General features: G+C 64.4%; 21 protein-coding genes and 2 pseudogenes. 6 read left to right on the plus strand and 17 right to left on the minus strand.

The features are described 5' to 3' along the window. Nucleotides 1-11 precede the first annotated feature (11 nt). From ACQ86E_RS07675 to ACQ86E_RS07710, 8 genes and pseudogenes are all read right to left on the minus strand, one after another. A pseudogene (locus ACQ86E_RS07675) lies at nt 12-810 on the minus strand (FAD binding domain-containing protein). Nucleotides 811-821: 11 nt separating this feature from the next. Next, complete coding sequence (locus tag ACQ86E_RS07680) at nt 822-3,209, minus strand: xanthine dehydrogenase family protein molybdopterin-binding subunit (protein WP_431204899.1); 2,388 nt, start codon at nt 3,207-3,209, stop codon at nt 822-824. Between the two features lie 2 nt (nt 3,210-3,211). Continuing rightward, nucleotides 3,212-3,715, minus strand: coding sequence for a (2Fe-2S)-binding protein (locus ACQ86E_RS07685; RefSeq protein ID WP_431204900.1), 504 nt, complete (start codon nt 3,713-3,715; stop codon nt 3,212-3,214). Between the two features lie 20 nt (nt 3,716-3,735). Further along, nucleotides 3,736-4,842: an ABC transporter ATP-binding protein gene (locus tag ACQ86E_RS07690; protein WP_431204901.1), complete on the minus strand. Its 1,107-nt coding sequence runs from the start codon at nt 4,840-4,842 to the stop codon at nt 3,736-3,738. Between the two features lie 9 nt (nt 4,843-4,851). Beyond that, nucleotides 4,852-5,742 (minus strand): ABC transporter permease, encoded by an 891-nt coding sequence (locus ACQ86E_RS07695; RefSeq protein ID WP_431204902.1) that lies wholly within the window; start codon nt 5,740-5,742, stop codon nt 4,852-4,854. After that, nucleotides 5,739-6,617, minus strand: a complete 879-nt coding sequence (locus ACQ86E_RS07700) for an ABC transporter permease (RefSeq protein WP_431204903.1) — start codon at nt 6,615-6,617, stop codon at nt 5,739-5,741. Before ACQ86E_RS07700 ends, ACQ86E_RS07695 begins: the two co-directional genes overlap by 4 nt. 81 nt (nt 6,618-6,698) lie before the next feature. Further along, nucleotides 6,699-7,964 carry an ABC transporter substrate-binding protein gene (locus ACQ86E_RS07705; RefSeq protein ID WP_431206422.1) on the minus strand — a complete coding sequence of 422 codons (1,266 nt, stop codon included), beginning with the start codon at nt 7,962-7,964 and terminating at the stop codon, nt 6,699-6,701. Nucleotides 7,965-8,372: 408 nt separating this feature from the next. Then, nucleotides 8,373-9,674: an MFS transporter gene (locus ACQ86E_RS07710; RefSeq protein WP_431204904.1), complete on the minus strand. Its 1,302-nt coding sequence runs from the start codon at nt 9,672-9,674 to the stop codon at nt 8,373-8,375. A gap of 332 nt (nt 9,675-10,006) precedes the next feature. Between ACQ86E_RS07710 and ACQ86E_RS07715 the strand changes: the two are divergent. The 3 genes and pseudogenes from ACQ86E_RS07715 to ACQ86E_RS07725 all read left to right on the plus strand — a co-directional run bounded on the left by ACQ86E_RS07715 (nt 10,007) and on the right by ACQ86E_RS07725 (nt 13,776). After that, nucleotides 10,007-11,220, plus strand: a pseudogene (locus ACQ86E_RS07715) (ABC transporter substrate-binding protein). Nucleotides 11,221-11,227: 7 nt separating this feature from the next. Next, complete coding sequence (locus ACQ86E_RS07720; protein WP_431204905.1) at nt 11,228-12,961, plus strand: FAD-dependent oxidoreductase; 1,734 nt, start codon at nt 11,228-11,230, stop codon at nt 12,959-12,961. Between the two features lie 20 nt (nt 12,962-12,981). Further along, nucleotides 12,982-13,776: an IclR family transcriptional regulator gene (locus ACQ86E_RS07725; RefSeq protein ID WP_014440094.1), complete on the plus strand. Its 795-nt coding sequence runs from the start codon at nt 12,982-12,984 to the stop codon at nt 13,774-13,776. A 7-nt stretch (nt 13,777-13,783) separates the two neighbouring features. On the opposite strand, the gene ACQ86E_RS07730 is transcribed toward ACQ86E_RS07725, so the two are convergent. Genes ACQ86E_RS07730 through ACQ86E_RS07740 form a run of 3 tightly spaced genes read right to left on the minus strand, consistent with a single transcriptional unit; the run spans nt 13,784 to nt 17,026 of the window. Then, a complete protein-coding gene (locus ACQ86E_RS07730; protein WP_431204906.1) occupies nt 13,784-15,934 on the minus strand; it encodes an ADP-ribosylglycohydrolase family protein in 2,151 nt (716 codons plus the stop codon). 35 nt (nt 15,935-15,969) lie between these two features. Next, nucleotides 15,970-16,803, minus strand: coding sequence for a LacI family DNA-binding transcriptional regulator (locus tag ACQ86E_RS07735; protein WP_431204907.1), 834 nt, complete (start codon nt 16,801-16,803; stop codon nt 15,970-15,972). Next, nucleotides 16,688-17,026 (minus strand): LacI family DNA-binding transcriptional regulator, encoded by a 339-nt coding sequence (locus tag ACQ86E_RS07740; RefSeq protein ID WP_431204908.1) that lies wholly within the window; start codon nt 17,024-17,026, stop codon nt 16,688-16,690. The genes ACQ86E_RS07735 and ACQ86E_RS07740 overlap by 116 nt, the downstream gene beginning before the upstream one ends. Nucleotides 17,027-17,101: 75 nt before the next feature. Here ACQ86E_RS07740 and ACQ86E_RS07745 point away from each other — a divergent pair, with 75 nt between their 5' ends. Genes ACQ86E_RS07745 through ACQ86E_RS07755 form a run of 3 tightly spaced genes read left to right on the plus strand, consistent with a single transcriptional unit; the run spans nt 17,102 to nt 20,122 of the window. Further along, the gene (locus ACQ86E_RS07745) at nt 17,102-18,442 is read left to right on the plus strand and encodes an ABC transporter substrate-binding protein (protein WP_431204909.1); all 1,341 of its coding nucleotides are present in this window, start codon (nt 17,102-17,104) and stop codon (nt 18,440-18,442) included. Between the two features lie 7 nt (nt 18,443-18,449). After that, nucleotides 18,450-19,298 carry a carbohydrate ABC transporter permease gene (locus ACQ86E_RS07750; RefSeq protein WP_014440089.1) on the plus strand — a complete coding sequence of 283 codons (849 nt, stop codon included), beginning with the start codon at nt 18,450-18,452 and terminating at the stop codon, nt 19,296-19,298. After that, the gene (locus tag ACQ86E_RS07755; RefSeq protein ID WP_375313006.1) at nt 19,295-20,122 is read left to right on the plus strand and encodes a carbohydrate ABC transporter permease; all 828 of its coding nucleotides are present in this window, start codon (nt 19,295-19,297) and stop codon (nt 20,120-20,122) included. The genes ACQ86E_RS07750 and ACQ86E_RS07755 overlap by 4 nt, the downstream gene beginning before the upstream one ends. Nucleotides 20,123-20,183: 61 nt before the next feature. On the opposite strand, the gene ACQ86E_RS07760 is transcribed toward ACQ86E_RS07755, so the two are convergent. From ACQ86E_RS07760 to ACQ86E_RS07785, 6 genes are all read right to left on the minus strand, one after another. Then, nucleotides 20,184-20,963 carry an SDR family NAD(P)-dependent oxidoreductase gene (locus tag ACQ86E_RS07760; RefSeq protein ID WP_431204910.1) on the minus strand — a complete coding sequence of 260 codons (780 nt, stop codon included), beginning with the start codon at nt 20,961-20,963 and terminating at the stop codon, nt 20,184-20,186. 53 nt (nt 20,964-21,016) lie between these two features. Continuing rightward, complete coding sequence (locus ACQ86E_RS07765) at nt 21,017-21,607, minus strand: thiamine pyrophosphate-dependent enzyme (protein WP_431206423.1); 591 nt, start codon at nt 21,605-21,607, stop codon at nt 21,017-21,019. A gap of 5 nt (nt 21,608-21,612) precedes the next feature. Continuing rightward, a complete protein-coding gene (locus ACQ86E_RS07770; RefSeq protein WP_431204911.1) occupies nt 21,613-22,155 on the minus strand; it encodes a phosphonopyruvate decarboxylase in 543 nt (180 codons plus the stop codon). A gap of 302 nt (nt 22,156-22,457) precedes the next feature. Then, on the minus strand, nt 22,458-23,162 hold the full coding sequence (locus ACQ86E_RS07775; protein ID WP_431204912.1) for a GntR family transcriptional regulator: 705 nt from the start codon (nt 23,160-23,162) through the stop codon (nt 22,458-22,460). Between the two features lie 109 nt (nt 23,163-23,271). Continuing rightward, complete coding sequence (locus ACQ86E_RS07780) at nt 23,272-24,015, minus strand: aspartate/glutamate racemase family protein (RefSeq protein WP_431204913.1); 744 nt, start codon at nt 24,013-24,015, stop codon at nt 23,272-23,274. Nucleotides 24,016-24,024: 9 nt separating this feature from the next. Next, nucleotides 24,025-25,290 carry an NAD(P)/FAD-dependent oxidoreductase gene (locus ACQ86E_RS07785; protein WP_431204914.1) on the minus strand — a complete coding sequence of 422 codons (1,266 nt, stop codon included), beginning with the start codon at nt 25,288-25,290 and terminating at the stop codon, nt 24,025-24,027. Between the last annotated feature and the right edge of the window lie 3 nt (nt 25,291-25,293).

Below are 25,293 nucleotides of genomic sequence, written 5' to 3' on the forward strand. Positions count from 1 at the left end.
AACCTAAAGAGCTAGCTGAGTGCCGCGTCGATGGCGCGCTTGGCCATGACGGTGACGAGATGCGCGCGGTAGTCGGCTTCGGCGTGGATATCGGAGGTGAGACCCTCCGTGTCGATCCTGATCACCGCAACCGCGGATGGATCGAAATTCCCCGACAGCGCCGCCTCCATCGGCGGCACCCGGAACACGCCCGGCCCCGCGCCGGTCACTGCGACGCGGACACCATCGGCGAATTTCGCGACGAACACGCCGACCAGCGCATAGCGCGACGCCGGCGCCTTGAATTTCGCGTATCCCGCCTTGAGCGGCACCGGAAACCGGATCGCGGTGATGATCTCTCCGGGACTCGAGCGCGGTCTCGAACAGTCCGAGAAAGAACTTGTCGGCTGCGATCTCGCGCGTGCTGGTGACGATGGTGGCCCCAAGACCGAGCACACCGGCCGGATAGTCCGCGGCTGGATCGTTGTTGGCAACGGAGCCGCCGATGGTGCCCCGGCTGCGCACGGCGGGATCTCCGATCATGGAGGCCAGCGCGGCCAGCCCGGGGATCCTGGTCTGGACCAGCTTCGAGGCGGCGACCACCGCATGCGGCGTCATTGCACCGATGGTGATGGTGGCTCCCTCTTCGGTAATGCCCTTCAGATTTCCAAGCTTCGAAAGATCGACCAGCGCAACTGGACTGGCCAGCCGCTGCTTCATCGTCGGGATCAGCGTCATGCCGCCGGCGACGAGCTTGCTGTCTTCGATCGAGATCAGCAGCCTGGCTGCGTCGGGGATTTCACTCGGCTGGTGATAGGCAAACGATTTCATGGGTGTCCTCCCTATTCCGCCGCGACCGGCAGCGACGCGTTCTGCAAGAGGCGCCAGATCCGGTTCGGCGTCGCCGGCATGTCGACATGGGTGACGCCCAGATGGGAGAGCGCGTCGACCACCGCGTTGATGACGGCGGCCGGCGAGCCGATGGTGCCGACCTCGCCGCAGCCCTTCACGCCCATCGGAGTGTGCGTGCACAGCGTGGAATGGGTCGCGACCTTCATCATCGGCATGTGGTCGGCGCGCGGCATGCAATAGTCCATCAGCGAGCCCGACAGGAGCTGGCCGGAGCCCTCGTCGTAGACCGCGTTCTCGAACAGCGCCTGGCCGACACCCTGCACAATACCGCCGTGCAACTGGCCTTCCACAATCATCGGGTTGATGACCGTGCCAACATCATCGACCGCGGTGTAGTTGACCAGCGTCACCGTGCCGGTTTCCGGATCGACCTCGACCTCGGCGATGTGGCAGCCACCGGGATAGGTGAAGTTGACCGGATCGTAATAGGCCTGCTCCTCAAGCCCCGGCTCCAACACTTCGAGCGGATAATTGTGCGGGACGTAAGCGGCGCCCGCGATTTCCTCGAACGACTTCGTGCGATCCGTACCCGCGACCGAGAAGTTTCCGGCCTCGAACTGGATGTCGACTTCCGCCGCCTCGAGCAGATGGGCGGCGATCTTCTTGCCCTTCGCGATCACCTTGTCCGTCGCCTTCGACAGCGCGGCACCGCCGACCACCAGCGAGCGCGAACCATATGTGCCCATGCCGAACTGCACGCGATCTGTGTCGCCGAACACGATGTCGACATTTTCGAAGGACACGCCGAGCTTCTCTGACACAATCTGCGCGAACGTCGTCTCATGGCCCTGACCGTGATTGTGGGTGCCGATCATGACCGTCACCTGACCGGTCGGATGCACGCGCACCGTGGCGCTTTCATAGAGGCCGCCCCGTGCGCCCAGCCTTCCTGCGAAGCGCGATGGCGCGAGGCCACAGGCCTCGACATAGGTCGAATAGCCGAGCCCGCGGAATTTGCCCTTGCTGGCCGAAGCCGCCTTGCGCACGCCAAAATTCTTGACGTCGGCCGCAACCAGCGCGCCGTCGAGACACCCCATCGGATCACCGGAATCGTACTGCACCAGCACCGGCGTCTGGTACGGATAGGCTTCCTTCGGGATCATGTTGCGGCGACGGATCTCGACGCGATCGATGCCCATCTCGCTGGCTGCGACATCGACCATGCGCTCGAGCACGAAGGTCGCCTCCGGCCGTCCCGCGCCGCGATAGGCGTCGACAGGGACGGTGTTGGTGAACACGACCTTCACATTGCAGTAGATCGCGGGCGTGGTGTAGACGCCGCCGAGCAGCGGCGCGTACAGGTTGGTCGGAATGTTCGGCCCGAACGTCGAGAGATAGCCGCCCATATTGGCCAGCGTGTTGACGCGAAAGGCGAGAAATTTTCCGGTCTCGTCGAGCGCGAGCTCGGCCTCGGTGACGTGATCTCGGCCGTGGCGATCCGAGACATAGCCCTCCGAGCGGCTCGCTACCCATTTGATCGGCCGCTTGACGCGCTTGGCCGCCCAGGTGATCACGGCCTCCTCGCCGTAGTGGAACTGCTTGACGCCAAAGCCGCCGCCGACATCGGGCGCCACCACCCGCAGCTTGTGCTGCGGGATGTTCAGCACCAGCGCGCCCATCAGGAAGCGCACGACGTGGGGGAACTGGCTGGTGGTCCACAGCGTGAAGCGATCCGTGCCGGGTTCGTATTCCGCAATCGCCGCGCGCGGCTCCATCGGGTTGCCGATCAGGCGATTGTTGACGAGGCTCAGCCTGGCGACATGGGCAGCCTTGCGGAACGCGGTCTCGACTGCAGCCTTGTCGCCGAGCTCCCAGTCGCAGCAGATGTTGTTCGGCACGTCGTCGAACAATTGCGGCGCGCCCGGCCTGACAGCCTCGAGCACGCCGACCACGGACGGCAGGACCTCGTAGTCGACGGTCAACAACTCGGCCGCCGCATTGGCCTGCTCCGGCGTCTCCGCGATGACGAACGCCACCATGTCGCCAACGAAGCGCACCTTGCCCTGCGCCAGCATTGGGAACGGCGGCTCCTTCATCGGCACGCCCTTGGCATCCGAGATGCCCCAGCCGCAGGGCAACGAGCCCAGCTCGTCCGCCGCGGCGTCTTCTCCGGTCAGGATCGCGATGACGCCAGGCGATGCCAGCGCCGCGCTCTTGTCGACGCCGCGCAACACCGCGTGCCCGTGCGGCGAACGGACGAACACGCCTGCGGTCATGCCGGGGCGCTTGATGTCGGAGACGTAATTGCCGCGCCCCGTCAGGAAGCGCTGGTCCTCCTTGCGCTTCGGTGAGGCGCCGATGCCGATCACATTGTTCATGGTCACTCTCCCTTCCCAGCGTTCTTGGCGGCGTTCATGGCGGCAGCGCCGGCCAAGACCGAGACGACAATGTTCTGGTATCCGGTGCAGCGGCAGATGTTGCCTTCAAGGCCGTGGCGCACGTCGGCCTCGGTCAGATCAGGCTTCTCCGCGGCAAGCGCGACGGCTGTCATGAGCATACCCGGCGTGCAGAAGCCGCACTGCAGGCCGTGATGCTCGCGGAACGCCTCCTGCATCGGATGCATCAGGTTCGAACCGGGCGCGCCCTGCAGGCCTTCGATGGTGAGCAGCGTCGCGCCGTCGAGCGCGGGCGCGAGCAGCGTACAGCTCTTCACGGGAAGACCGTCGAGATGCACCACGCAGGCGCCGCACTGGCTGGTATCGCACCCGATATGCGTGCCGGTGAGGTTGAGCTGCTCGCGCAGCAGCTCGGCGACAACCGTCGCCGGCTCGACATCGACAGTGGTTGGCCGGCCGTTGAGTGTAAAGGATATCTGCACGGTCATACTCCTGTGCGCGACGGGTCTTAGGCGAGTGGCAACGCGCTGCCGGTGGCCCATGTGGCCATGACGACATCGCCGACGGTGAACGGATCCGCGAAGAAGGTCTTTTCGGGCACGTAGGCCACGAATTCGTCGTCCGGGACGGTGTCGAGCATGACCTTGACGAAATAGCCCTGGTATTCGATCGCAAGCACGCGGCTCGGCAGGGACGTGGTGTAGCCGGGCGGCAGCTCCCTGCCCGGCCTGACCAGAGCGACGTCGTCGCGGCGCACGGCGATATCGACATTGTCGCCGACACTCACCGTGGAACGCGCCTGCATCGGCACCTCGATGCCATCAGGCGCGGCCTGCGCGAGCGTGAAGCTCGCGCCGTTGACCTTTTCGACCCGTCCCGACAGCACGTTCTGGCCGCCCATGAATTCGGCGACGTAACGGTCGTGCGGATGCGCGTAGACGTCGCGTGCGGCACCCGCCTGCTTGATCTTGCCCTGCTCCATCACCACCACGAGATCGGCCAGCGCGATCGCTTCGAGCTGGGTGTGGGTGACATGGATGAAGGTGATGCCGAGCTCCTGCTGCATCCGGCGCAATTCCTGGCGCATCTGGACACGGAGCTGTTCGTCCAGCGCCGACAGCGGTTCGTCGAGCAGCAGCACGCGCGGCTGGGTGATCGCGGCGCGCGCCAGTGCGACGCGCTGCTGCTGGCCGCCGGACAGCTGCGCTGGAAGACGGTCGGCGAATTGCGTCAGCCGGACCTTCTCGATCATGGCATCGGCCGCCCGCAGCCGGTCGGCCTTGGACATGCCGCGCACACGCAGGGCGAAGGCGATGTTGTCGCGCACGGTAAGATGCGGGAACAGCGCGTAGGACTGGAACATCATCGCGGTCCGGCGCTGCACCGGCGCGAGCCCGACGACGTTCTGGCCGCCGATCACGATCTCGCCCGCAGTGGGATCCTCATGGCCGGCAATCATGCGCAGGATCGTGGTCTTGCCGCATCCGGAGGGGCCGATGAAGCAGCAATAGGCGCCATCCGCGATCTTCAGATTGACGCCGTCGACCACATTGGTGATGCCGTCAAAGCTCTTGCAGACGCCTGCCAGTTCGATATCGCCGCGATCGCTCTTCATATTTCCAGCTCAGCCCTTTGCACTGCTGCCGCGCTTCTTCTGGATCAGCACGATGCTGCCCAGGCTCGCGCCGATCACGACGAAGGAGACGATAGTCGTCACCGTGCCGAGCGCGTAGAGCGACGGCGAGGTGACGTTCAGCGTCATGCTCCAGATTTCGAGCGGCAGCGTGTTCAGCGAGCCCGCCGTCTGCAGGCTGCGCGCGAATTCGTCATAGGAGAGCGTGAACCCGAACAGCGCGACCGCGACGATGCCGGGCGCGAGCACCGGTATCATGACCAGCCGGATCGACTGCCAGCGGCTGGCGCCGAGATCATAGGCCGCCTCCTCCCAGACATGGTTGAAGCGCGACATCACCGCGAACATCACCAGCACGCCGAACGGCAGCGTCCAAGACAGCTGCGCGCCCAGCGCCGAAGTGTACCAGCTCGCATTCAGCCCGAGCGCCTGGAACAGCAGGCCCGTGCCGAGACCGAGCACGAGGCCGGGCGCCACCAGGCTGCCGATCATCATGTAGAAGACGAAAGTGTCGCCGCGAAATCGTTTGCGAAAGCCGAGACCGGCCAAGAACGAGACCACCACGGTGATGACAGTGACGATGACCGCGAGCTTGATCGAACGGTCGAACGAGCCCTTGACGTCGCCGGTCCGCACTTGCGTGAAAAGGTCGACGAACCAGTGCAGCGAGTGGCCCTTCATCGGAAACACCAGGCCGCCGCGGATATCCTGGAACGACAGGACGTAAATGCAGAACATCGGGCCATAGAGCGCGATGACGTAGAGGCCGAACAGCGTCGCCAGCAGGTAGAACGTCCAGGGACGTCCACCCTTGCTCGGCGCGATCGCCTTGGTGGTCGCGGGCGCGACCGTTTCGGGCATGTCGGCAGCCACCGCGCTCATCGCGTGATCTCCTGCCGGATATCGACGGTGCGCAGGATCAGCGACACGATCGCGACCAGCACCAGTGTCAGCAGCACGGCGCTTGCCGCCGCGGTCGGATATTGCAGCACGCCGACGTCTTCGTAGAAGGCGCTGACCACCGAGGCTGAGCCGCCACCGGACATCACCTTGACCACGAAGAAATCGCCCATCACGATCGAGACCACAAAGATGGTGCCGAGCGCGATTCCGCTCTTGGACATCGGCACCACGACCAGGCGCATGATGTCGAAACGGCTGGCACCTGCATCGATCGCGGCCTCGATCAGCTTCTTGTCGATCCGGGCCATCGAGTTGAAGATCGGAACGATCATGAAGATCGTGAGCTGGTGGACATAGGCGATGACGACCGCAAGGTCTGAGAACAGCAGCACTTCGAGCGGCTGACGGATCACGCCCGTTCCCAGCAGCGCCTGGTTGATCAGGCCTTCCTTGCCGAGCAGCGGAATCCAGGAAATCATCCGGATGATGTTGGAGGTCCAGAACGGCACAGTGCACAGCAGGAACAGGCCGATCGCGAGCAGCTGGTTGCGGACGTGGAACACCAGGAAGTAGGCGACGAAGAAGCCGATGATCAGCGTGAAGACCCAGGTCAACACGGTGAACTTGATGGTTGCCAGATACAGCTTCAGCGTCAGCGCCGAATGCAGCACATCGACGTAGCTCGCCAGCGTGAAGTCGGGCGTCAGCCCGCCAAAGCCGTCAGTGGTGAAGAAGCTCGCCGCCAGCACGACCAGGATCGGCGCCACGAAGAACGGCACGAGCACCAGCACCAGCGGCGAGACATAGAGCCAGCCGGCGAGATTGGCGCGTGGTGGAGTTTGACTGGGTTGCATGTCCGCAGATGCCTCGAAGTCGGTCTTCTCGCACCGGCGCGTGACGGCGCCGGTGCCTCGCAACGACAGGGAAAGCAGGTTTCACGCCACCTTGAAGTCGTTCCAGCGTTTGTTCATGTAGGCGGCCTCGTCCATCAGCGTGTTCCAGCACGAGATGTTCTTGACGCGATCGAGGAACGAGCCGCCGTCGCGCTTGGTGCCGGCCTTCTCCATCGGCACGCCGTAGGGATCGTTGATCACCGCAGGCGCCGGCTTGCCGTCGTACCAGAAGTCCCATTCCGCAGCGGTGAGGAATTTCTTGGCCGTCGACGGCACCGGGCTGTAGTACCCATAGCGGCCGACGAAGCCGCCTTGCCAGCCGGACAGATACCAGTTGAGATATTCGTAGGCGGCATCGAGCTTCTTGCCGGAGAGATGTTTCATCAGGCCCATGCCGTTGCACCAGCCACGATAGCCTTCCTTGCCGTTCTTGATGTTGACCGGCGCGTAGACGCAGGGAATCTCCTTGACGCGCACCGCCGCAACCGCCGGCGACCACATCGACTGGATCACCACCTCGCCTGCCGCCATCAGCTGCACCGACTGGTCGAAGGTGGTCCAGGTCGCGCGGAACTGGCCCTGCTTCTTCAGCTCGATCAGCTTGTTGCAGGTGAAGTCGATCTCCTCCTTGGTCATGTTGCCCTTGTTGCCGTACTTGATCAGGCCGGCGCTTTCGAAGCACAGCGCGGCATCCATGATGCCGATCGCGGGCACGTCGAGGATCGCGGCCTTGCCCTTGAATTTCGGATCGATCAGATCCTTCCATTCGGTCACTTCATGACCGACGAGATCAGGCCGATAGCCGATCGAGTCGGCGTTGTAGACCTGCGGCAGGAACGTCGCCCATTCGGTGACGCCGTCGTGCAGGTCGGTGGAGTCGGGCTTGGAGATGTACATCGCCTCGTAGGGCGAGATGCCCTGGCGCGGGATCTTGTGGCCGTCGATCTCGCCCTTGGTGAAGATCGGCAGGATGTTGTCGAACTCCTTGATCTTCTTGACTTCGATGCCCTGGATGACGGAACGCTTGGCGGCCAGCTTGGCCTGCCAGCCCTCGAGGTCGGCGATATCGACGGTATTAGGCTGGCTTATGAAGCGGTTGATGGCGGCGGAGGTGTCGAGGTTCTGCATCGTCACCTTGAAGCCGAGATCCTTGGCCGCCTGGTCACCGATCGCCTTCACCACCGAGTAGGAGACGCCGACATGGCGCAGCTCGATGTCCTTGATCTCCTGTGCCCAGATGGTCGGAAAACCGCGGATCGCATCCGGTCCGACAGCTGCACCCGCAGCGGCCGCCGCACCCTTCAACAGCGTGCGCCGGCTCAGCTTTTCTCACGTCTGGCTTCCGTTCCCACCGGATCGAAAGTGGACGTCCCCTTAGCCCCATCAGACATGGCAACCCTCGTTGGTTACGATGAACGTTCGCTCCGGTCGCCATTGACCGGCTGCGATGTGATCAATTGCCCGCGAGGCTAGGGGCGAGATATTGCGAAGTAAAATTGGAAGTAAAAATCCGCCGTATAAACGCGGCTAATGGTTAGTGGTGCTGCATCTGGTTTTGGCAGCGTCGCATAAGAAGGCGTCAACGCGTGTATGCAATACACATCGCCGGGCCGCGGAGGCCCGTTCCCGCAGCAGATGTGATCAGGATTGCGAGACTGATTGCCGCAGGCTTGTGCGCGGCGCGCCCCCGCGACGAAGCAGCGCGCCCCTCTTCTCTCAGGATTTCAGCGCGGCGTGCGCCGTCTCCGGCGCCTTCAGCGTCGCGATGATCGTGATGATCGACAGCGCGATGATGTAGACCGACACCGGCCAGTACGAACCGGCCCATGCCAGCAGCGCGGTTGCGATCAGCGGCGAGAAGCCGCCGCTCAGCGCTGCCGCGACATTGGCGCCAAGCGATGCGCCGCTATAGCGCACCTGGGTGCGGAACAGCTCCGGCATGAACGCCGCCTTCGGTCCGAACAGTAGCGCATGGGTCAGCGTCATCGTGACGACGAGCGCGAAAACGATCAGCGTGGGTTCTTTTGTATCGAGGAACCAGAACAGCGGAAACGCCAGCGCCACGGAGAACACGCCGCCGGCGAGATAAAGCGCCTTGCGGCCGAAGATGTCGGAGAGCCAGCCGGCGAGCGGCAGCGTCGCGAACTCGACGATTGCAGCGTAGACCACCGCATCCAGGATCACCTGGCGCGGCAGGCCGAGCTTGGTCGTGGCATAGACCACGGTGAAGACAGTGAGGAGATAGGCGAGCCCGACTTCCGACACCGTGATGCCGATCGCCAGCAGAAAACTACGCCAGTCGCGGCGCAGCACTTCCAGCACGGGCTGCGCCAGCACTTCCTTGCGCTCCACGACCTCCTTGAAGTGCGGCGTCTCCGCGAGCTTGAGCCGCACGATGAAGCCGACACCGACGAGCAGGATGCTGATCAGGAACGGCACGCGCCAACCCCAGCTCAGAAAGTCCGCCTCCGGCAACTTCGTCATGAGCGCGAAGATGCCGGTCGACGCGGCGACGCCGACCGGAAAGCCGATCTGCACCAGACTGCCGTAAAAGCCGCGCCGGTTGCCGGCGTGCTCGATCACCAGGACCACCGCACCGCTCCATTCGCCGCCAAGCCCGATGCCCTGGACGAAGCGCAGGACGATGAGCAGGATCGGCGCCCAGACGCCGATCTGGCTGTAGGTCGGCAGGCAGCCGATCAGGAACGTGCCTAAGCCCATTGCGATCATGGTCGCGACCAGCATTGTCTTGCGGCCGAGCCGGTCGCCGTAGTGCCCGATGATCGCGCCGCCGATCGGCCGCGCGACGAAGCCGACGGCATAGGTGGAGAACGCGGCTAGCGTGCCGACGAAAGGATCGAAGCTCGGGAAGAACAGCTTGTTCAGCACCAGCGCGGCCGCCGTGCCGTAGATCAGGAAATCGTACCATTCGATCGCGGTGCCGAGCGCGCTCGCCCACACCACATGCGCCGTCGTCGATCTCTCCGCGCCTGCAGAGACGCCCGTTGCTGCCGTCATTCCATGCCCCACGATTCCGGATGGCATCATGGCCAAACGCAATGAGGGTTGCAATCTCTGGAGGTGTCGTCTCTTAGGGACCACGGCGCGAGATCTGTGCGCCGCTATTTCAACACCCGCCATTGCGAGCGCAGCAAAGCAATCGTCGCAAGAACTCCTCGCAATGACGGGTGTGGGAGCCGGTGCGCGCACATCTCGGGAACGTCGTGGCCGCGGAACGGAACCCAACTTCGAGCGAATTATTCGCCATTGACAAACTCATTCGCCAATATCTAATTTACCTCCAGAACAACCGGCCGCGCCAGGCGGTCCATAAAAGAGAGGGAACGACGATGAGAGGGCATCTCGCCTGCGCCATGCTCGCGGCCATGACTTCGGCTGCGATGACTTCAGCGGCGACAGCGCAAGTCTCCGACGACGCTGTGCGGATCGGCGTGCTGACGGATCTGTCGAGCTGGGGCCGTGACAACAGCGGGCCGGGCTCGGTCGAGGCCGCCAAGATGGCGGTGGAGGAGTTCGGCCCGACCGTACTCGGCAAGCCGATCGAGATCATCAGCGCCGACCACCAGATGAAGACCGATGTCGGCGTGCAGATCGCCCGCGGCTGGTTCGACAACGGCAAGGTCGACGCGGTCGTCGACATCCCCAATTCCGGCATCGCGATCGCCATCCACAACATGGTGCGCGAGCGCAACAAGATTGCCCTGCTCTCCGGCCCGGGCGCGAGTTCGCTGACCGACGAGCTGTGCAGCCCGAACACCGTGCACTTCACCTACGACACCTATGCCCTGTCGAAGGTGACCGCCTCCGCCGTGATCAAGGAAGGCGGAAAATCCTGGTACTTCATCACCGCGGACTATGCCTTCGGCCAGCAGCTCGAGAAGGACGCCACGCGCTTCATCAACGAGATGGGCGGCAAGGTGCTCGGCGGCGTGAAGCATCCGACCAACACGGCTGACTTCTCCTCCTTCGCACTGCAGGCGCAGAGCTCGAAATCCGACGTCGTCGCCTTCGCCAATGCCGGCCAGGACACCGACAACGCGATCAAGCAGTCCGGCGAGTTCGGCCTCGTCCAGGGCGGCCAGAAGCTGGTCGGCCTGCTGATGTTCGACACCGACGTGCACGCGATCGGCCTGAAGGCCGCGCAGGGCACCTACATGACCACGGCGTCGTACTGGAACATGGACGAGGCGACGCGCGCCTGGTCGAAGAAATTCTACGAGCGCACCAAGGTGATGCCGACCATGATCCAGACCGGCGTCTACGGCTCGGTGCTGCATTATCTCAAGGGCATCAAGGCCGCCGGCACCGACGATCCCGCCAGGTGATGGCCAAGATGCGCGAGCTGCCGATCGAGGACGTCTTCGTCCATGGCGGACGCTTGCGCGAAGACGGCCGCGTCATCCGCGACATGTATCTGGCCAAGGTGAAGACGCCGGAGCAGTCCAAGGAGCCCTGGGATTATCTGGAGATCGTCAAGACCGTGAAGGGCGAGGACGCCTTCCGCCCGGTCTCCGAATCCAAATGTCCGCTGCTGAAGAAGTGAGGTTGACATGACCGGCAACGCGCACGACGCAAGCGAAACATACGAGTGCGACGTGCTCGTGGCCGGATCGGGTTGCTCCGGCATGTCGGCGGCGATCACCGCGCGCTATCGCGGCCTCGACGTGCTGATCGTCGAGAAGGAGCCGCGTTTCGGCGGCACCACCGCGCGCTCCGGCGGCTGGCTGTGGATTCCCGGCACGTCGCTGGCGAAGGCCTACGGCATCGCGGAAGGGCCCGAGCAGGCCCGCACTTATATGCGCCACGAAGCCGGCAACAATTTCGACGCCGCGCGGGTCGATGCGTTCCTCAGCGCCGGCCCCGAGGCTGTCGACTTCTTCACCAGCAAGACGGCGCTGCGCTTCGACATGCCGCTGGTGTTTCCGGACTATCACGCCGAGGCCCCCGGCGGCGCGCAAGGCGGCCGCTCCATGGTGACGCGGCCGTTCGACGGCCGCGAGCTCGGCGACCAGATCAAGACGCTCGGCATGCCACTGCCCGAGCTGACCGTGTTCGGCATGATGCTCGGAAGCGGCAAGGAGATCATCCACTTCATGCGCGTGACGAAGTCGCTGAATTCGGCGGTCTATGTCGCCAAGCGGCTGTCGCGCCATTTGATGGACGTGCTGCGCTATGGCCGCGGCATGACGCTCACCAACGGCAACGCGCTGGCGGGACGCCTCGCCAAATCCGCCCAGGACCTGAAGATTCCGATGTGGCTGTCCTCGCCGGTGCGCGAGCTGACGGTCGAGAACGGCGCAGTGACCGGCGCGATCGTCTCGCGCGAAGGCCGTGACGTCCGCATCCGTGCGCGGCAGGGCGTCGTGTTCGCCTGCGGCGGCTTTCCGCATGACGTTGAACGCCGCAGAAAAATGTTTCCACACGCGCCGACCGGCGTTGAGCATTTCTCACCTGGACCGACCGGCAATACCGGCGACGGCCTGCGCCTGGCGGAGAGCGCCGGCGGACACGTCGAGAACCGGCTGCCGAACGCGGCGGCGTGGGTGCCGGTGTCGCTGACCACGCGCAAGGACGGTTCAAAGGGCGTGATGCCGCATTTCATCGACCGCGCCAAGCCGGGCGTGATCGCGGTGATGCGCGACGGCAGGCGCTTTGCCAATGAGGGCAATTCCTACCACGATTTCGTCCAGGCCATGATCAAGGCCGCAAAGCCCGGCGAGGAGATCGCGGCCTATCTCGTCTGCGATCACAAGACGCTGCGCAAATACGGCCTCGGCTGCGTGCCGCCGTTCCCGATGCCGCTTGGTCACCACCTCGATACCGGCTATCTCATGCGCGGCGACACGCTGGAGGCGCTGGCGGCGAAGGCCGGCATCGATGCGACGGCATTCGCCGAGACTGTCAAACAGTTCAATGCGACCGCGCCGCTGGGACACGACGCCGCCTTCGGCAAGGGCTCGAAGGCCTATAACCGCTACCAGGGCGACGCCATGCACGGTCCGAATCCCTGCATCGCGCCGATCGAGAACGGCCCGTTCTACGCCATCAAGATGGTGATCGGCGATCTCGGCACTTATGCCGGCATCGTCACCGACGAGAATGCGCGGGCGCTGGACGCCGAGGGCAAAGTGATTCCCGGGCTCTATGCCGCGGGCAACGACATGGCGAGCATCATGGGCGGCAATTATCCCGGGGCCGGCATCACGCTTGGGCCGGCGCTGACCTTCGGCTACATTGCCGGGCGTCATCTCGCCGACAGCGCCGCCAAGCGCGACGCGGCGTAAGCGAAGCGCACCGGAGGCGCATGAAGAGAGAAAGCCGCGGCATCCAGTCGATCGAGGTCGGCGGAGAATTGCTCCGCGCGCTCGCCCGAAGTGGCGAGCCGATGATGCTGCGCGATCTCGCCCGCGAGGCCGGCATGACGCCAGCCAAGGCGCATCCTTATCTCGCCAGCTTCTCGCGGATCGGACTGATCGAGCAGGACGAGACCACCGGCCGCTACGAGATTGGCGTGCTGGCGCTGGAGCTCGGCCTCATCAGCCTGCGCCGCCTCTCCGGCGTGCGCATTGCGCAGCCGAAGATCGCCGCGCTCGCGAGCCAGATCGGGCACGCGGTCTCGCTGGCCGTCTGGGGCACGCACGGCCCAACTGTCGTGCAGCTTGAGGAGCCCGGCCAGCCCATGCACATCGTGATGCGCGCCGGCTCGGTGATGGCGCTGCTGGAAACCGCGACCGGCCGCGCCTTTGCGGCCTTCCTGCCGGAGAAGACGATCAACGCCGCACTCGAGAGCGGCCTCGATCGCCACGGCGTCGGCTACAACCCGAAGCGCGCGGTGAAAGGCGCGAAAGTCGCCGAGATGCTGGCCGAGGTCCGCAAGCACGGCCTCGCCCGCGCGCTCGGCGATCCCCTGCCCGGCGTGAATGCCTTCTCCGCCCCGGTGTTCGATCATGCCGGCCATGTCGCGCTGGTCATCACCGCGATGGGCCCGGAAGGCACGTTCGACGCCCGCTGGGACAGCCCGATCGCCCATGCCCTGCGCGACTGCGCCGGCGGCATCTCGAAGCGGCTCGGCTACGGCATGACGATCGCGGCGGAGTGAGGCCCGCCTAGATGGGCGATATCCGGACCTCTTCGGCCGAAATCGAGCCGCTGTCGACGACGAGCGCGATCGCCCCGCCGGTCAGCGGCAGATCGCCACTATCGTCCACGCTGAACAGCTTCTTGCCGTCCACATAGGCTTCGATGCCGGTACCGGCCACACGCAGCTCGACCCTGTATTTGCGATCGAGCTCCCAGGCGAACCGCTCGCCGGCGAGCACGATCTCGTCGTGCACGCGCTTGACCAGGCGCACGCGCCCACCCTCGGCGCGATCGAACATCAGGGCATAATAGCGCTCACGTCCCTGCACGCGCGCGGCGAGCCCCCAGGCGTTCGCCAGCAGCGGCATGATCTCCGAGGTCACCCGATAATCCTTCCAGTCGCGCGTGCCCTGCGCGACGAAACCAAGCCCATCGCCATTGGTGGCGCGCAGGCCTTCCCACCGCGTCTGGAACTGGCTGACATTGTTGACCCAGGCGTGCTTCCACATCGTGCTGAGATTGTCGTCCGGCCGCTTCAGCACGGTGTCGGCCGCGCCGCTCCAGGTCAGGTAGTCCAGATAGAGCGTGCCATCAACGCCGAGCGGATCGTGCGTCACGATCTCGACGCCGATCTCGAAGATCGGATAGGCGTTGGTCTCCGGCACCTGCCAGCTCAGCACGGCCTGGCTGCCGTCCCCGAGGTCCTGCGCATCGCCATAGATCTGGACCAGCTCGTCGCGCTCGTCATAGACACTCGCGAAGAGGCGCACTGCGACGGTGCCGCTGTCCGTCTCCGACTCCAACCGGCACTCGACACGCTGCCCGGAATACAGCGTCGGGCAGGACACCAGCTGATAGGTCGGCATCGTGAACACCTCCTTGTCGAAGAAGGTGGGGCTGGCGACGCGTGCAACGCGGCCGGGCGCGAGGCGGCGGAAGTCGATCGCAAGGCTGCGCGCGCCATTGCGGCTGTGACCGGCGACGTTGCTGAGCTGCACTTCGTGCAGGCGGGCCGGCGCTCCGCCCTTGGCATGGAAGCCTTGCAGGCTGCCCGGAAAATTGAAGTTGAAACGCGCGCCATTCTTGGCGACGGCCAGTGCGGGCGCGCCCGCGAGCATCAGTCCCGCCGCGACCAGCGACTGCGTCTCGATCACAGCATCGGTGATCGCGGCCCCGCCGTCGGCTGTCGAGACGTACATGCGGTCGGCGATCGGCGTGCGGAAATCCGGTCCGGCGTCGAGACCGGCCAATCCAGTGCGGATGCCGAACAGGCAGCCGACGTTGCCGGCGTTGCAATCGGTATCCCAGCCGGCCGTGTTGGCGATCCGCATCGCGTCCTGAAAGCTGTTCCCGCCATAGAGCGCAGCGAGAATGATCAGCGCGTGGTTGGGGACGACATGGCAGTTGCCGAGGAATTTGTCGTAGCCATAGCGCCCGGCGATCAGTGCACGGGTGCGCTCCCAGTCATTGCTGTTGTCGCCGGCATGCCAGTCGCGAACGTCGTTGACGACGCGCCGGATCAGCGAATCCTTCGGCACGAAACCGAGGCCGACGTCGATCAGCTTCTGCACGTCACGCTCGACGAAGGCCTGCGCTTCCATCGCCGCGAGCAGCTTTGCGGCATGTACGGATACGCCGTCATGGCTGACGCGCCCGGCCTGCTCGGCGAGATAGGCAGCCTGCTCGGGATTGCCCGGGCTCACCATCGCCCAACCGTCGATGAAGATCTGCGCGCCGATCTGTTCGGCCACGGTCTGGCCGTTCAGCTCGATCGAACCGCTCTGCGGCGCGGGAATGCCGGACTTCAGCCGGAGATAGGCGGTGTGCTCGGTGGAATTGCCGATACCGCCCCACCACAGGATGGCTCGCTCCTCGACGATGTAATTCAACCAGGCCTGCCCGACCTGCTTCGAAGTCAGCCGCTTCGGGTAGCCGTTGTCGGCGAGCGCGCGAGGAAACGCAAACGTGCCGGAGACGTCGTCGTCGGTGACGACGAGATGATGCGAGCGCAAGGCGACGTCGCGGCGTTCGTTGACATAGTAGTTGATCGGCCCGAGCTCCTTCATGATGCGCTCATAGGTCCAGCCCTCAAAAGGCCGGCCGAGATAGACGCCGATGAGCTTGCCGAGCACGCCGGCATAGACGCGCTCCGCGTAGTCATGAGGAATAGCCGTCACCTGTTTACTCCCATATCCAATTCTTGACTCGCCGGTCAGACCGACGAGCGCTTCATGATCTCAAATTTCAGCTCATGGCTCCTGCCCGGCGCCTCGAGCCCGCCCGGCTGCAACCGCTTGACCAACGTCTCCGCGGCGAGCGCGCCGAGATCAAACTCCGGCTGCCGCACCGTGGTGAGCCCGAGTAGTTTTGCGACCGGGATGTCGTCGAAGCCGGCGATTGCGATGTCATTCGGAATTGACAGACCGGCGCTACGGGCCGCTTCCATCGCACCAAGCGCCAGCACGTCGCTCGCACCGAACACGGCAGTCGGGCGATCGCCCTTTCGTTCGAGCAGACGCCTCATCGCACGCGCACCTGATTCTTCAGAGTATGCGCTGTCGGTGATGAAATCGGGCGATAGCCCAGCCTCCCGCATCACGGCGCCGTAACCATGCGCGCGCCGCTGACTCGGACCGAATTCGGCCTGGATCATGGCGATGCGCCGATGCCCGCGCGCGATCAAAAACCGCGTCATCTCGGCGGCGGCCTCCGCGTTGTCGATATAGACGCTGTCGATCGCGAGCGGCCCGTCCGGCTTGTGCTGGCTTTCCAGCCGCACCAGCGGAATGCCCTTGCGCGCGAGCACGGCAAGCTGCGGCACCCGCAGATGAAAGAACGTCGCGACGACGCCGTCGGCGCGTCCTTGCAACAGCCAGTCGATGGCGCGAGCCTCGCCGTCCGGCCGGCCATCAGTGTCGAAGATCAGGACGTCATAGCCGGCCGGCGCCGCGACCGTCTGCAGCCCACGCACGAGACCCGGATAGAACGGATTGGTGATGTCGGGGATGACGCAAGCCAGCGTCATGGTCCGCGCACTGCGCAGCATGCGCGCCGGATGATCTCGGCTGATAGCCCAGCTCCTGCGCGACCTGGAGAATGCGCGTGCGCGTCGCAGGCGGAACGGACGGCGTCTCCGTCTTGTTCAGGACGAGCGACACCGCGGCCTGCGAAACGCCGGCCGCGAGCGCGATATCCTTCTGCGTGGGGCGGGCCGGCGCCGGTCTGGCGGCCCTCTTCCCCCGCGTCGTCCTCGTTGTTGACGTCGCCATTTGGCCTAGTTATACGTATTACTAAGGGAAAATCAACAATCGTCACCAGTACCGAGGAAACCGAGGTTCATCGCCATGACCATGACCCGACGCCAGCTTGTTGCCTCCATCCCCGCAGCGGCCTTTGCCGCAGGCTTGCCGCGGGGCGCCCTCGCCGAGGATGGACGCAAGGTCGTGACGTTCTGGTTCGGCCAGGCGAACTCGGATGGCCAGGCCGCGCTACGCAACGATCTGGTCGAGGCCTTCAACGCTTCGCAGGACAAATATCTGCTTCAGCTCGAGGTGAAGGGTGCCGCCGTCAACAATCTGCTGAAGGTCGCCCTCGTCGCCGGCAACGGCCCGGACATCGTACAGACCGCCGGTCCCGCCTATCTCACCGCGATCGCGAACGCCGGGCAGGTTCTGCCCCTCGACGATTTCGCCGAGAAGTACAAATGGAAAGATCGTTTCCTCGCGCCGCTGCTCAACACCAGCGTCTACGGCGGCAAGCTCTACGCGCTGCCGCGCGACTACGAGTCGATGCACCTGTTCTACAACAAGGAGTTGTTCAAGCAGCACGGCTGGAAGCTGCCGACCAACCGGCAGGAGATGGAAGAGGTCGCCGACGCCGCGCTCGCCAAGGGCATCATCCCCTTCGGCGCCGGCAATGCCGACTGGAAGGGCGTGAACGAGTGGCTGATGACGGTGTTCTTCAACAACGTCGCCGGCCCCGATAATGTCCGCAAGGCGCTCGCCGGCGAATTGCCCTGGACGGCGCCGCCCTTCGTCGAAGCCGTCGAGCTGTCAAAGGCGTGGTACAACAAGGGCTATTTCGGCAAGAACTATTTCTCGCTGACGATCGAGCAGAGCTTCCTCCAGGTCGTCAACGCCAAGGCGGCGATGGCGTTCAGCGGCACCTGGTCGTTCGGTACCAAATCCTACGGCATGTCGAAGCCCGACACGGTGATGGACGTGATGCCGACGCCGAGCCTCGGCTCGGCCTTCACGGGATCGCTGGTGCATCTGGCCTGCGGCGCGACGCTGTCGATCGCCAAGACCTCGCAGAACCCGGAAGGCGCCGCCGCCGTGTTCGAGTTCATGCTGACCCGCAAGTTCTACGAGACCATGAACCGCGACTGGCCGGGCAAATGGGCGCTACCGGTCAAGGACCTGCCGCCCGACATGCTCAAGGGCATCGGCTATCCGCTGTTCGAGAAGACCATCGCCAATTTGCATGAAGCCTTCAGCAAGGGGCAGTACGGCTTCACCACTTGGACGTTCTGGCCGGGCGCGACCAACTCTTATCTGATCGAGGGCATCGAGCAGGTCTGGCTCAACAAGATCACGCCGGATGCGTACCTCACCCGGATGCAGACGCTGTTCAGCCAGGAGGCCAAGGAAGGCAAGGTTCCGCCGCTGCCGCCGCGGACGGCCTGACCTCGAGATGTGGCTGTTCGCGCTCCCGGCGCTGCTGATCAATATCTGCATCATCCTGGTGCCCGCCGTGCTGACATTCACGGCGGCGTTCTTCATGTGGGATGGTGTCGGCAAGCCGGCGTGGGCGGGCCTCGCCAACTTCCAGAACATGTTCGCCGATCCCGTGTTCTGGTCCGCGCTGACCAACAATTTCATCTGGACGGCGATCTTTCTCACCGTGCCGGTCTGCCTTGCCCTGGTGATGGCCGCGGCACTGCTGATGGCGCCGAAGGCGCGCATCGTCGTGCAGTCCATCATCTTCCTGCCGCGCATCATCGCGGTTGCAGTTACGGGGCGCATCTTCCAGGGCATGATCTTCAGCCCGGCCACCGGCATCGTCGCCTGGTTGAACGAGCGCGGCTTTTCGATCTCCGATCCCCTCGCCGACCCCGATCGTTCGCTCTATGCGGTTGCGGCCGTCGACATCTGGCACTGGTGGGGCTTTCTTGCGGTCGTGTTCCTGTCGGCGATGCGGCAGATCAGCGTCGACCAGATCGAAGCGGCGCGGCTCGACGGCGCGGGCTTCCTTGCGCTGTTCCGCTACGTGCTGATCCCGGGTATCCGCCCGACGCTCACACTCATGCTGATCCTGACCGTGATCTGGTCATTCCAGGTGTTCGAATTCATCTTCATCGTCACCCGCGGCGGCCCTGCCTATGGCAGCGAGGTGCTGGCGACGTTTGCCTATCGCCACGCCTTCTTCGAGGGCGACGTCGGCCAGGCTGCTGCAGCCGCCTGCGTCATGAGCCTGTTCGGCCTCTGCGCCACCGCCGTCTATCTCTGGCTCCAGATCACCGACGACGCGCAATCGACATGATCGGAGATCGCTGGAGCAGGACATTCAGCCTGGGGCTGATCGGCGTCGCATCATTCAGCTCGCTGCTGCCGATCGTCCTCGCCGTCATGAACGCGCTGAAGACGACAGCCGAGATCGGCAGCAATCCGCTGGCGTTGCCGACCCAGCTGCACTGGGAGAACTTCTCCTCGGCCTGGCGCAACGCCCAGCTCGGGCCGAGCCTGCTGCACAGCGCCGAGGTCGCAAGCCTCACCATTTTGATGGTCTGCGTCACCGCGACGCCCTGCGCCTATGTGCTGGCGCGGCAGAAGGGCAAGGTCTGGCGCTTCATCACCTTCTACTTCATGGCCACGATCACCGTGCCCGTGCAGCTTTACCTTTATCCGCTCTATTTCATGTTCGCCAAGCTCGGCCTGGTCAATTCGATCCCCGCCGTGGCGCTGATCTACACCGCGATGTTCTCGCCGTTCGCGATTTTCCTGCTGCGCACCTATGCGCTGGCGATTCCCGTTGCGCTCGAAGAAGCAGCGCAAGTCGATGGCGCAAAACCGTGGCAGATATTCTGGTACGTGATTCTCCCGATGATGCGGCCGGGGCTGTTGACAGTCGCGATCATCGTCGGCCTGAACGCCTGGAACGAATTCGTCATCGCCGTGACGTTCCTCCAGAACGACAGCAACGTCACGGCGATCGTGCGCTTCTACAATCTGACCGGCCAGTATTCGACCGACTGGGGCGAGATGCTGTCTGCCGCCGTCATCATCGTGCTGCCGATCGTCGTGATCTTCGTCCTGCTCCAGCGCCAGTTCATCGACGGCATGACGTCGGGCGCGGTGAAGTCGTAAAGCGTTTTCGAGCGAAGTGGGTACCGGTTCGCGTGAAGAAAACGCGTCAAAACCAAGAGCCCTACTTGTCCTTCACCGGCACCGTGTAGTTCAGGACCAGGCGGCCGCCATCGGGATAGATGGTCTGCCCGGTGATGTAGGACGCATCGTCACTGGCGAGGAACGCGACGACCGAGGCAACCTCGCTCGGCTCGCCGCCACGGCCGGCCGGCGTGCGTGACATCACGGTTTTGCGGGCATCTTCCGAGGTGTAGATCGAGGATGCCACCATATCGGTCAGGATCGTGCCCGGCCCGACCGCGACGACACGGATGTCGTGCGGGGCAAGCGCGACGGCGGCGACAGATGTGAGCTGCTTCATGCCGCCTTTCGACATCGCGTAGGTCGCCAGCGCCGGGATCGCGAGCAGCGCGTTCACCGAGGACATGTTGATGATCACTCCGCCGCTACCTTGCGCGATCATCTGCCTGGCTGCCGCCTGGACGCCGAAGAACGCGCCCTTCAAATTGATGCCGATGATCTCGTCGAATTCTTCTTCGGATATCTCCAGGATGTCGCGGTTCCGGGCGACACCGGCATTGTTGACCATGATGTCGATCCGGCCGAACTCTTTCACGGCGGTGGCGACGAGCTGATCCACGTCGGCGCGCTTGGCGACATTGCCGACAACGGTGCGCAGGGCGTCCGGCCGCCCGAGCTCGGCGGCCGTTGCGGCCAGACCATCGGCATCGACATCCGAGATGACGACCTTGACGCCGTCATCGAGAAATCTCTTTGCACAGGCTTTGCCGATGCCGCGCGCCGCGCCGGTGATGGCGGCGACCTTGCCGGATAATTTCATGGGTCTCACTCCAGAATGCTGCTTGGGGAGGCTGCTACCGGGTGAGACCCGGCTTACGCCGCCGCAAAGCCGAGATGAGCACGGAACCGGTTCTTGATAAAGACGGCATCGCGCGAAGGCAGCGAACGCGGCGGATTTTCCGCCAGAACCTTGATGACAAAGAGCCGCGGCCCATCGGCCGGTCCTGCGATCTCGGTCGCGAGACGTTTCACCTCCTCGATCGTCCGGACGGTGCCGGTTGCGGCAAAGCCGCACGCGACCGCGATCGCCGTGAGATCGACGCCGCGACCGGTGTGGCTCGCCTGCATCCCGGTTTCGCCAAAATGCTGGTTGTCGATCACGACGATGTCGAGATTCTTCGGGCGCGCGACACCGATGGTGGCGATGCCGCCGAGCCCCATCAGTTGCTCGCCGTCGCCGGTGAGAGCCAGCACGCGCTTGCCCGGCTGCGCCTGGGCCAGGCCAAGCCCGATCAGCGCGGCGCCGCCCATGGCACCCCAGAGATAGAAATTGCCGTCGTGGTCGCCGACGGAATGAAGATCGTAGGTGGGCGAGCCGAGACCGGACACGACCAGCGTCTCCTTGCGATCCCGAAGGAGAGCCGCGACGGCGGCACGGCGATCGAGTTGAGAGGCATTCGACATCGACATCACCATTTCTTCTTGCCGATCAGGCGCTGCCCGATCAGGACCGCGATCTGCTGGTCGGAATCGTAGGCGAGCGCCGCGGCCGCTTCGACCGTTTCGACCAGATCCTCCGCCGTCTCCGCGCGCATCACCTTCAGACCGATCGCCTCCAGCGAGGGCTGCGTCGCCCGGCTCATCGGCACCTGCCAGGGATTGAACTCGGCCCATTCGCCGCGCATCGTCACCAGCATCAGAAGCGGAAAGCGGCCGATCGCCGACAGCGACAGCATGTTGATGCAATTGCCGACCCCGCTCGACTGCATCAGCAGCACGCTGCGCTGGCCACCGAGCCAGGCGCCCGCGGCAATCGCGATGCCCTCCTCTTCCGTGGTCAGCACGTTGGTGGTGACGTCGCGGTCGGCCGAGAACATACGGATGAGTTGACTGTGGCCGGCATCGGGCACGTAGGACATCTGCCTGACGTCCGCGGCCTTGAGGATGCGATAGAGCTCGGACGGCCAGTCGTCGCCGGCGCGCGTTTCAGGATTCGGTTGAGGGCTGTGCACCACGAGGTCTCCGTAAGATCTCGAACGGCACGCTAGCGATGTTCGCGCACGAAAGCTCTGACCTTCTGGGACGATCAGATATCGACGGATTGTATAGCTGCGTCTTCTTCGATGCGTGCGGCTGCGCCCTCTCCCCTTGCGGGAGAGGGCATCACCGCAGGTAGACACGAACTCAGCAGGGTGAGGGGTATCTCTCCGCGCACTCATGCGGATTTGAATTCGCGGAGAGATACCCCTCATCCGGCGCTTCGCGCCACCTTCTCCCGCAAGGGGAGAAGGGAAGGCACTGCCACTCGGGCTACTCAATTCGCCGCAGACCTCGCCGTGGCCGGCATGTAGATCTGCGCGTAGCCTTCCTTGATCGCGGACGTAATGCGATCGAGGCGGCGATCGATGTGCTTCTCCAGCACCGAGACGCAGGCCTCTTCGTTCCGCGCCTTCAGCCCTTCGATCACGGCACGGTGCTCGGCCTGCGTGTTGGAGCGGTTGATGCTGTCCATGTCGATCCAGCGCACGAAGCGGATGCGGGCGTTGACGTTGCGCAGCACGCGCAGCATCTCGGCGTTGTTCGACATCCCCATCAGCCGTTCGTGAAAGGTCTCGTCGAGTTCGACCAACTCCACCGAGGACCGCTCGCCGGGATCGGGACCGGTGGCCTCGAGGAATTTCAGCAGCGCGTCGATGTCCTCGTCCCTGGCGCGCTTGATGGCGAGACGGATCGAGGCCACCTCGATCGACTTGCGCAGCTCGTAGAGATCGAAGATCTCGTGCGCGTCGAGCTCGCGGCAGAAGAAGCCCTTGCCCGGCGTGAAGCGCAGGAAACCTTCGGTGTTGAGACGATTGAGCGCTTCGCGCAGCGGCGTGCGGCTGACGCCAAGTCTTTTGGCGAGCTCGCCTTCGTTGAGCCGTTCACCCGGCTTGAACTCATAGCTCACGGCCATAGCCTTGAGCTGTTCATAGACGCGATCGACGATACTATCGGAGGCCAGTTCCACGTTGCTCTTCATCAGCCGCATTCATGCCCGAACACGGCTCAATATACCGGGGCTATCGAGGCGATTGCAATGCAAACGGCGGCCTGGCCACGTTTGTTCAGAGCTTTGCGACAACCGGACGTCAGGCGAAGACGCGCGGGCGCAGTCCAGCATGAAACCAGGTGATCATGGAATAGATGTCGTAGACGGGCAAGCCAACCTCGGCCTGCAGGGCTGCCGCATAGGGCGGCATGTTGGTGCATTCGAGAACGATGGCACCGACGTCAGGGTTTTTGGCGACAAGCTGCTTGCCGGCCTCGACCACGTCGCGCTCGGCCTGGGCGACGTCCATGTCGTCCTTCTCCGCCTTGATCAGGACGCGGAAGAATTCCTTGCCGTGCTCGGTGCCGACCAGCGGCGTATCGAGCGGCACACCGGCACCTTCGAGATGGGCCGGCGTCAGGGTCGAGCCCGACACCGTGACGAGGCCGACGCGCTTGCCGGGCGGCAAGGTTGCCTGCACCCACGGCACCTGCATCAGCGACGAGGTCGCGACGGGAACGCCGACGGCGGCCGCGATCTCCTTCTGGAATAGAGAGAGGAAGCCGCAATTGGTGGTGATGGCCTCGGCCCCGAGCCGCACCAGATCCTTGGCCGCATCGATGAAATCAGGCAGCAGGCCGGCCGCGCCCTTCAGCACCACCTTCTCCGGCGATGCGCCGCTCACCACGCTATACAGCACCGGGAACGGCCAGGTGGTGCCGTTGCCCATGTCGCCGGGAATGCGGGGAAAGCGCGCTTCCAGCATCAAAATGCCGAGCGGCGCGCCATAGATGGCCTTGCCGCCACGGGCGATGCGGGAGGACGAATTGGCTGGAGTGGTCATGGTGCGATCTCAGAGGAAGCGAGTGGGTGCGAACGGCGCGAGTGGAATTTCGGGCTGCTTGTCGCTCAAGAGCTGCGCGACGAGGCGGCCGGTGCGGGCCGAGCCGACCAAGCCGACATGGCCGTGGCCGAAGGCATAGATGATGTCGCGCGAGGCCCGCGCATGGCCGATGCAGGGCAATCCGTCCGGCATGCTCGGACGATGGCCGAACCAGGTTTTGATGCGCGAGGCCGGAATGTCCTTCGGCAGCTTCGGGAACATGCTGAGGAGATGATTGCGCAGGATCTCGGCGCGCTTCCAGTTCGGCGCGGCCTCGAGGCCGGCGATCTCGACCGTGCCGGCGGCGCGCAGGCCCTTGTCGGTCCAGTTCACCACCATCTTCGCATCCGACGCCATCATCGAGCTGCGCGGCCCCGTCTCCGGGTTCTCGATCATCACGTGATAGCCGCGCTCGGTCTCGAGCGGCAGCTGATCGCCGACCGACGCGGCGAGCCGCTTCGAATGCGCGCCGGCAGCGACAACGGCGGCATCGCAGGGAATTTCACCGGTCTCGGTGATGACGGCGACGAGCTTGTCGCCGTTCAGCCTGAGACCGGTCGCCCTGGCGCGCACGATCTTCACGCCGCTCGCCAGCGCATGGTTGGCAAGCGCCGCAACGTAAGCGCCGGGATCGCGGCAGCGCCCCGCTTCTTCCACCACCACACCAAAGGTGTAGCGCGGATGCAGCTCCGGCTCGCGCTGGCGCATCTCGTCGGCATTGAGCTCCAGCCATGCGACGCCGACCTTCTTGCGCAGGCGCCAGCCGAGATCATTATCGAAATTGCCGCGCGACGGAAACACATGCATCACGCCGTTGCGCTCGACCAGCTCAGGAACGCCCGCCTCTTCCGCAAGCTTCCGGTGCAGCAGCGGCGCGTCTTTCAGGAGACTTCGCAGCGCGAACGCGGTCTTCTCGACCCGCGCCTCGGTCCAGCCGGAGAGCAGGTACTTGATCAGCCAGGGCAGCGCCTTCGGCAAGTAAGACCAGCGGATCGCCAGCGGGCCGAGCGGATCCATCAGATAGCCCGGCACCTTCTTCCAGATGCCCGGCTCGGCCGGCGGGATCACCGAATGCGATGACAGCCAGCCGGCGTTGCCATAGCTTGCCGCCTGTTCGCCACCGGGCTCACCCGGATCGATCAGCGTGACGCGATGACCATCGCGCAGCGCCTCGATGGCGCTGACCACGCCGACCGCGCCGGCTCCGATGATGGCGACGTGGCGGCCCTCCGGCATCGC

The organism is Bradyrhizobium betae (assembly GCF_050632175.1).
GTDB classification, from domain to species: Bacteria; Pseudomonadota; Alphaproteobacteria; order Rhizobiales; family Xanthobacteraceae; genus Bradyrhizobium; species Bradyrhizobium betae_B.

Coding starts and splice junctions, on each gene's coding strand:
- ACQ86E_RS07680 (WP_431204899.1), bottom strand. CDS start 3,209: ATGAACAATGTGATCGGCATCGGCGCCTCACCGAAGCGCAAGGAGGAC.
- ACQ86E_RS07685 (WP_431204900.1), bottom strand. CDS start 3,715: ATGACCGTGCAGATATCCTTTACACTCAACGGCCGGCCAACCACTGTC.
- ACQ86E_RS07690 (WP_431204901.1), bottom strand. CDS start 4,842: ATGAAGAGCGATCGCGGCGATATCGAACTGGCAGGCGTCTGCAAGAGC.
- ACQ86E_RS07695 (WP_431204902.1), bottom strand. CDS start 5,742: ATGAGCGCGGTGGCTGCCGACATGCCCGAAACGGTCGCGCCCGCGACC.
- ACQ86E_RS07700 (WP_431204903.1), bottom strand. CDS start 6,617: ATGCAACCCAGTCAAACTCCACCACGCGCCAATCTCGCCGGCTGGCTC.
- ACQ86E_RS07710 (WP_431204904.1), bottom strand. CDS start 9,674: ATGACGGCAGCAACGGGCGTCTCTGCAGGCGCGGAGAGATCGACGACG.
- ACQ86E_RS07720 (WP_431204905.1), top strand. CDS start 11,228: ATGACCGGCAACGCGCACGACGCAAGCGAAACATACGAGTGCGACGTG.
- ACQ86E_RS07725 (WP_014440094.1), top strand. CDS start 12,982: ATGAAGAGAGAAAGCCGCGGCATCCAGTCGATCGAGGTCGGCGGAGAA.
- ACQ86E_RS07735 (WP_431204907.1), bottom strand. CDS start 16,803: ATGCTGCGCAGTGCGCGGACCATGACGCTGGCTTGCGTCATCCCCGAC.
- ACQ86E_RS07740 (WP_431204908.1), bottom strand. CDS start 17,026: ATGGCGACGTCAACAACGAGGACGACGCGGGGGAAGAGGGCCGCCAGA.
- ACQ86E_RS07745 (WP_431204909.1), top strand. CDS start 17,102: ATGACCATGACCCGACGCCAGCTTGTTGCCTCCATCCCCGCAGCGGCC.
- ACQ86E_RS07750 (WP_014440089.1), top strand. CDS start 18,450: ATGTGGCTGTTCGCGCTCCCGGCGCTGCTGATCAATATCTGCATCATC.
- ACQ86E_RS07755 (WP_375313006.1), top strand. CDS start 19,295: ATGATCGGAGATCGCTGGAGCAGGACATTCAGCCTGGGGCTGATCGGC.
- ACQ86E_RS07760 (WP_431204910.1), bottom strand. CDS start 20,963: ATGAAATTATCCGGCAAGGTCGCCGCCATCACCGGCGCGGCGCGCGGC.
- ACQ86E_RS07765 (WP_431206423.1), bottom strand. CDS start 21,607: ATGTCGAATGCCTCTCAACTCGATCGCCGTGCCGCCGTCGCGGCTCTC.
- ACQ86E_RS07775 (WP_431204912.1), bottom strand. CDS start 23,162: ATGAAGAGCAACGTGGAACTGGCCTCCGATAGTATCGTCGATCGCGTC.
- ACQ86E_RS07780 (WP_431204913.1), bottom strand. CDS start 24,015: ATGACCACTCCAGCCAATTCGTCCTCCCGCATCGCCCGTGGCGGCAAG.
- ACQ86E_RS07785 (WP_431204914.1), bottom strand. CDS start 25,290: ATGCCGGAGGGCCGCCACGTCGCCATCATCGGAGCCGGCGCGGTCGGC.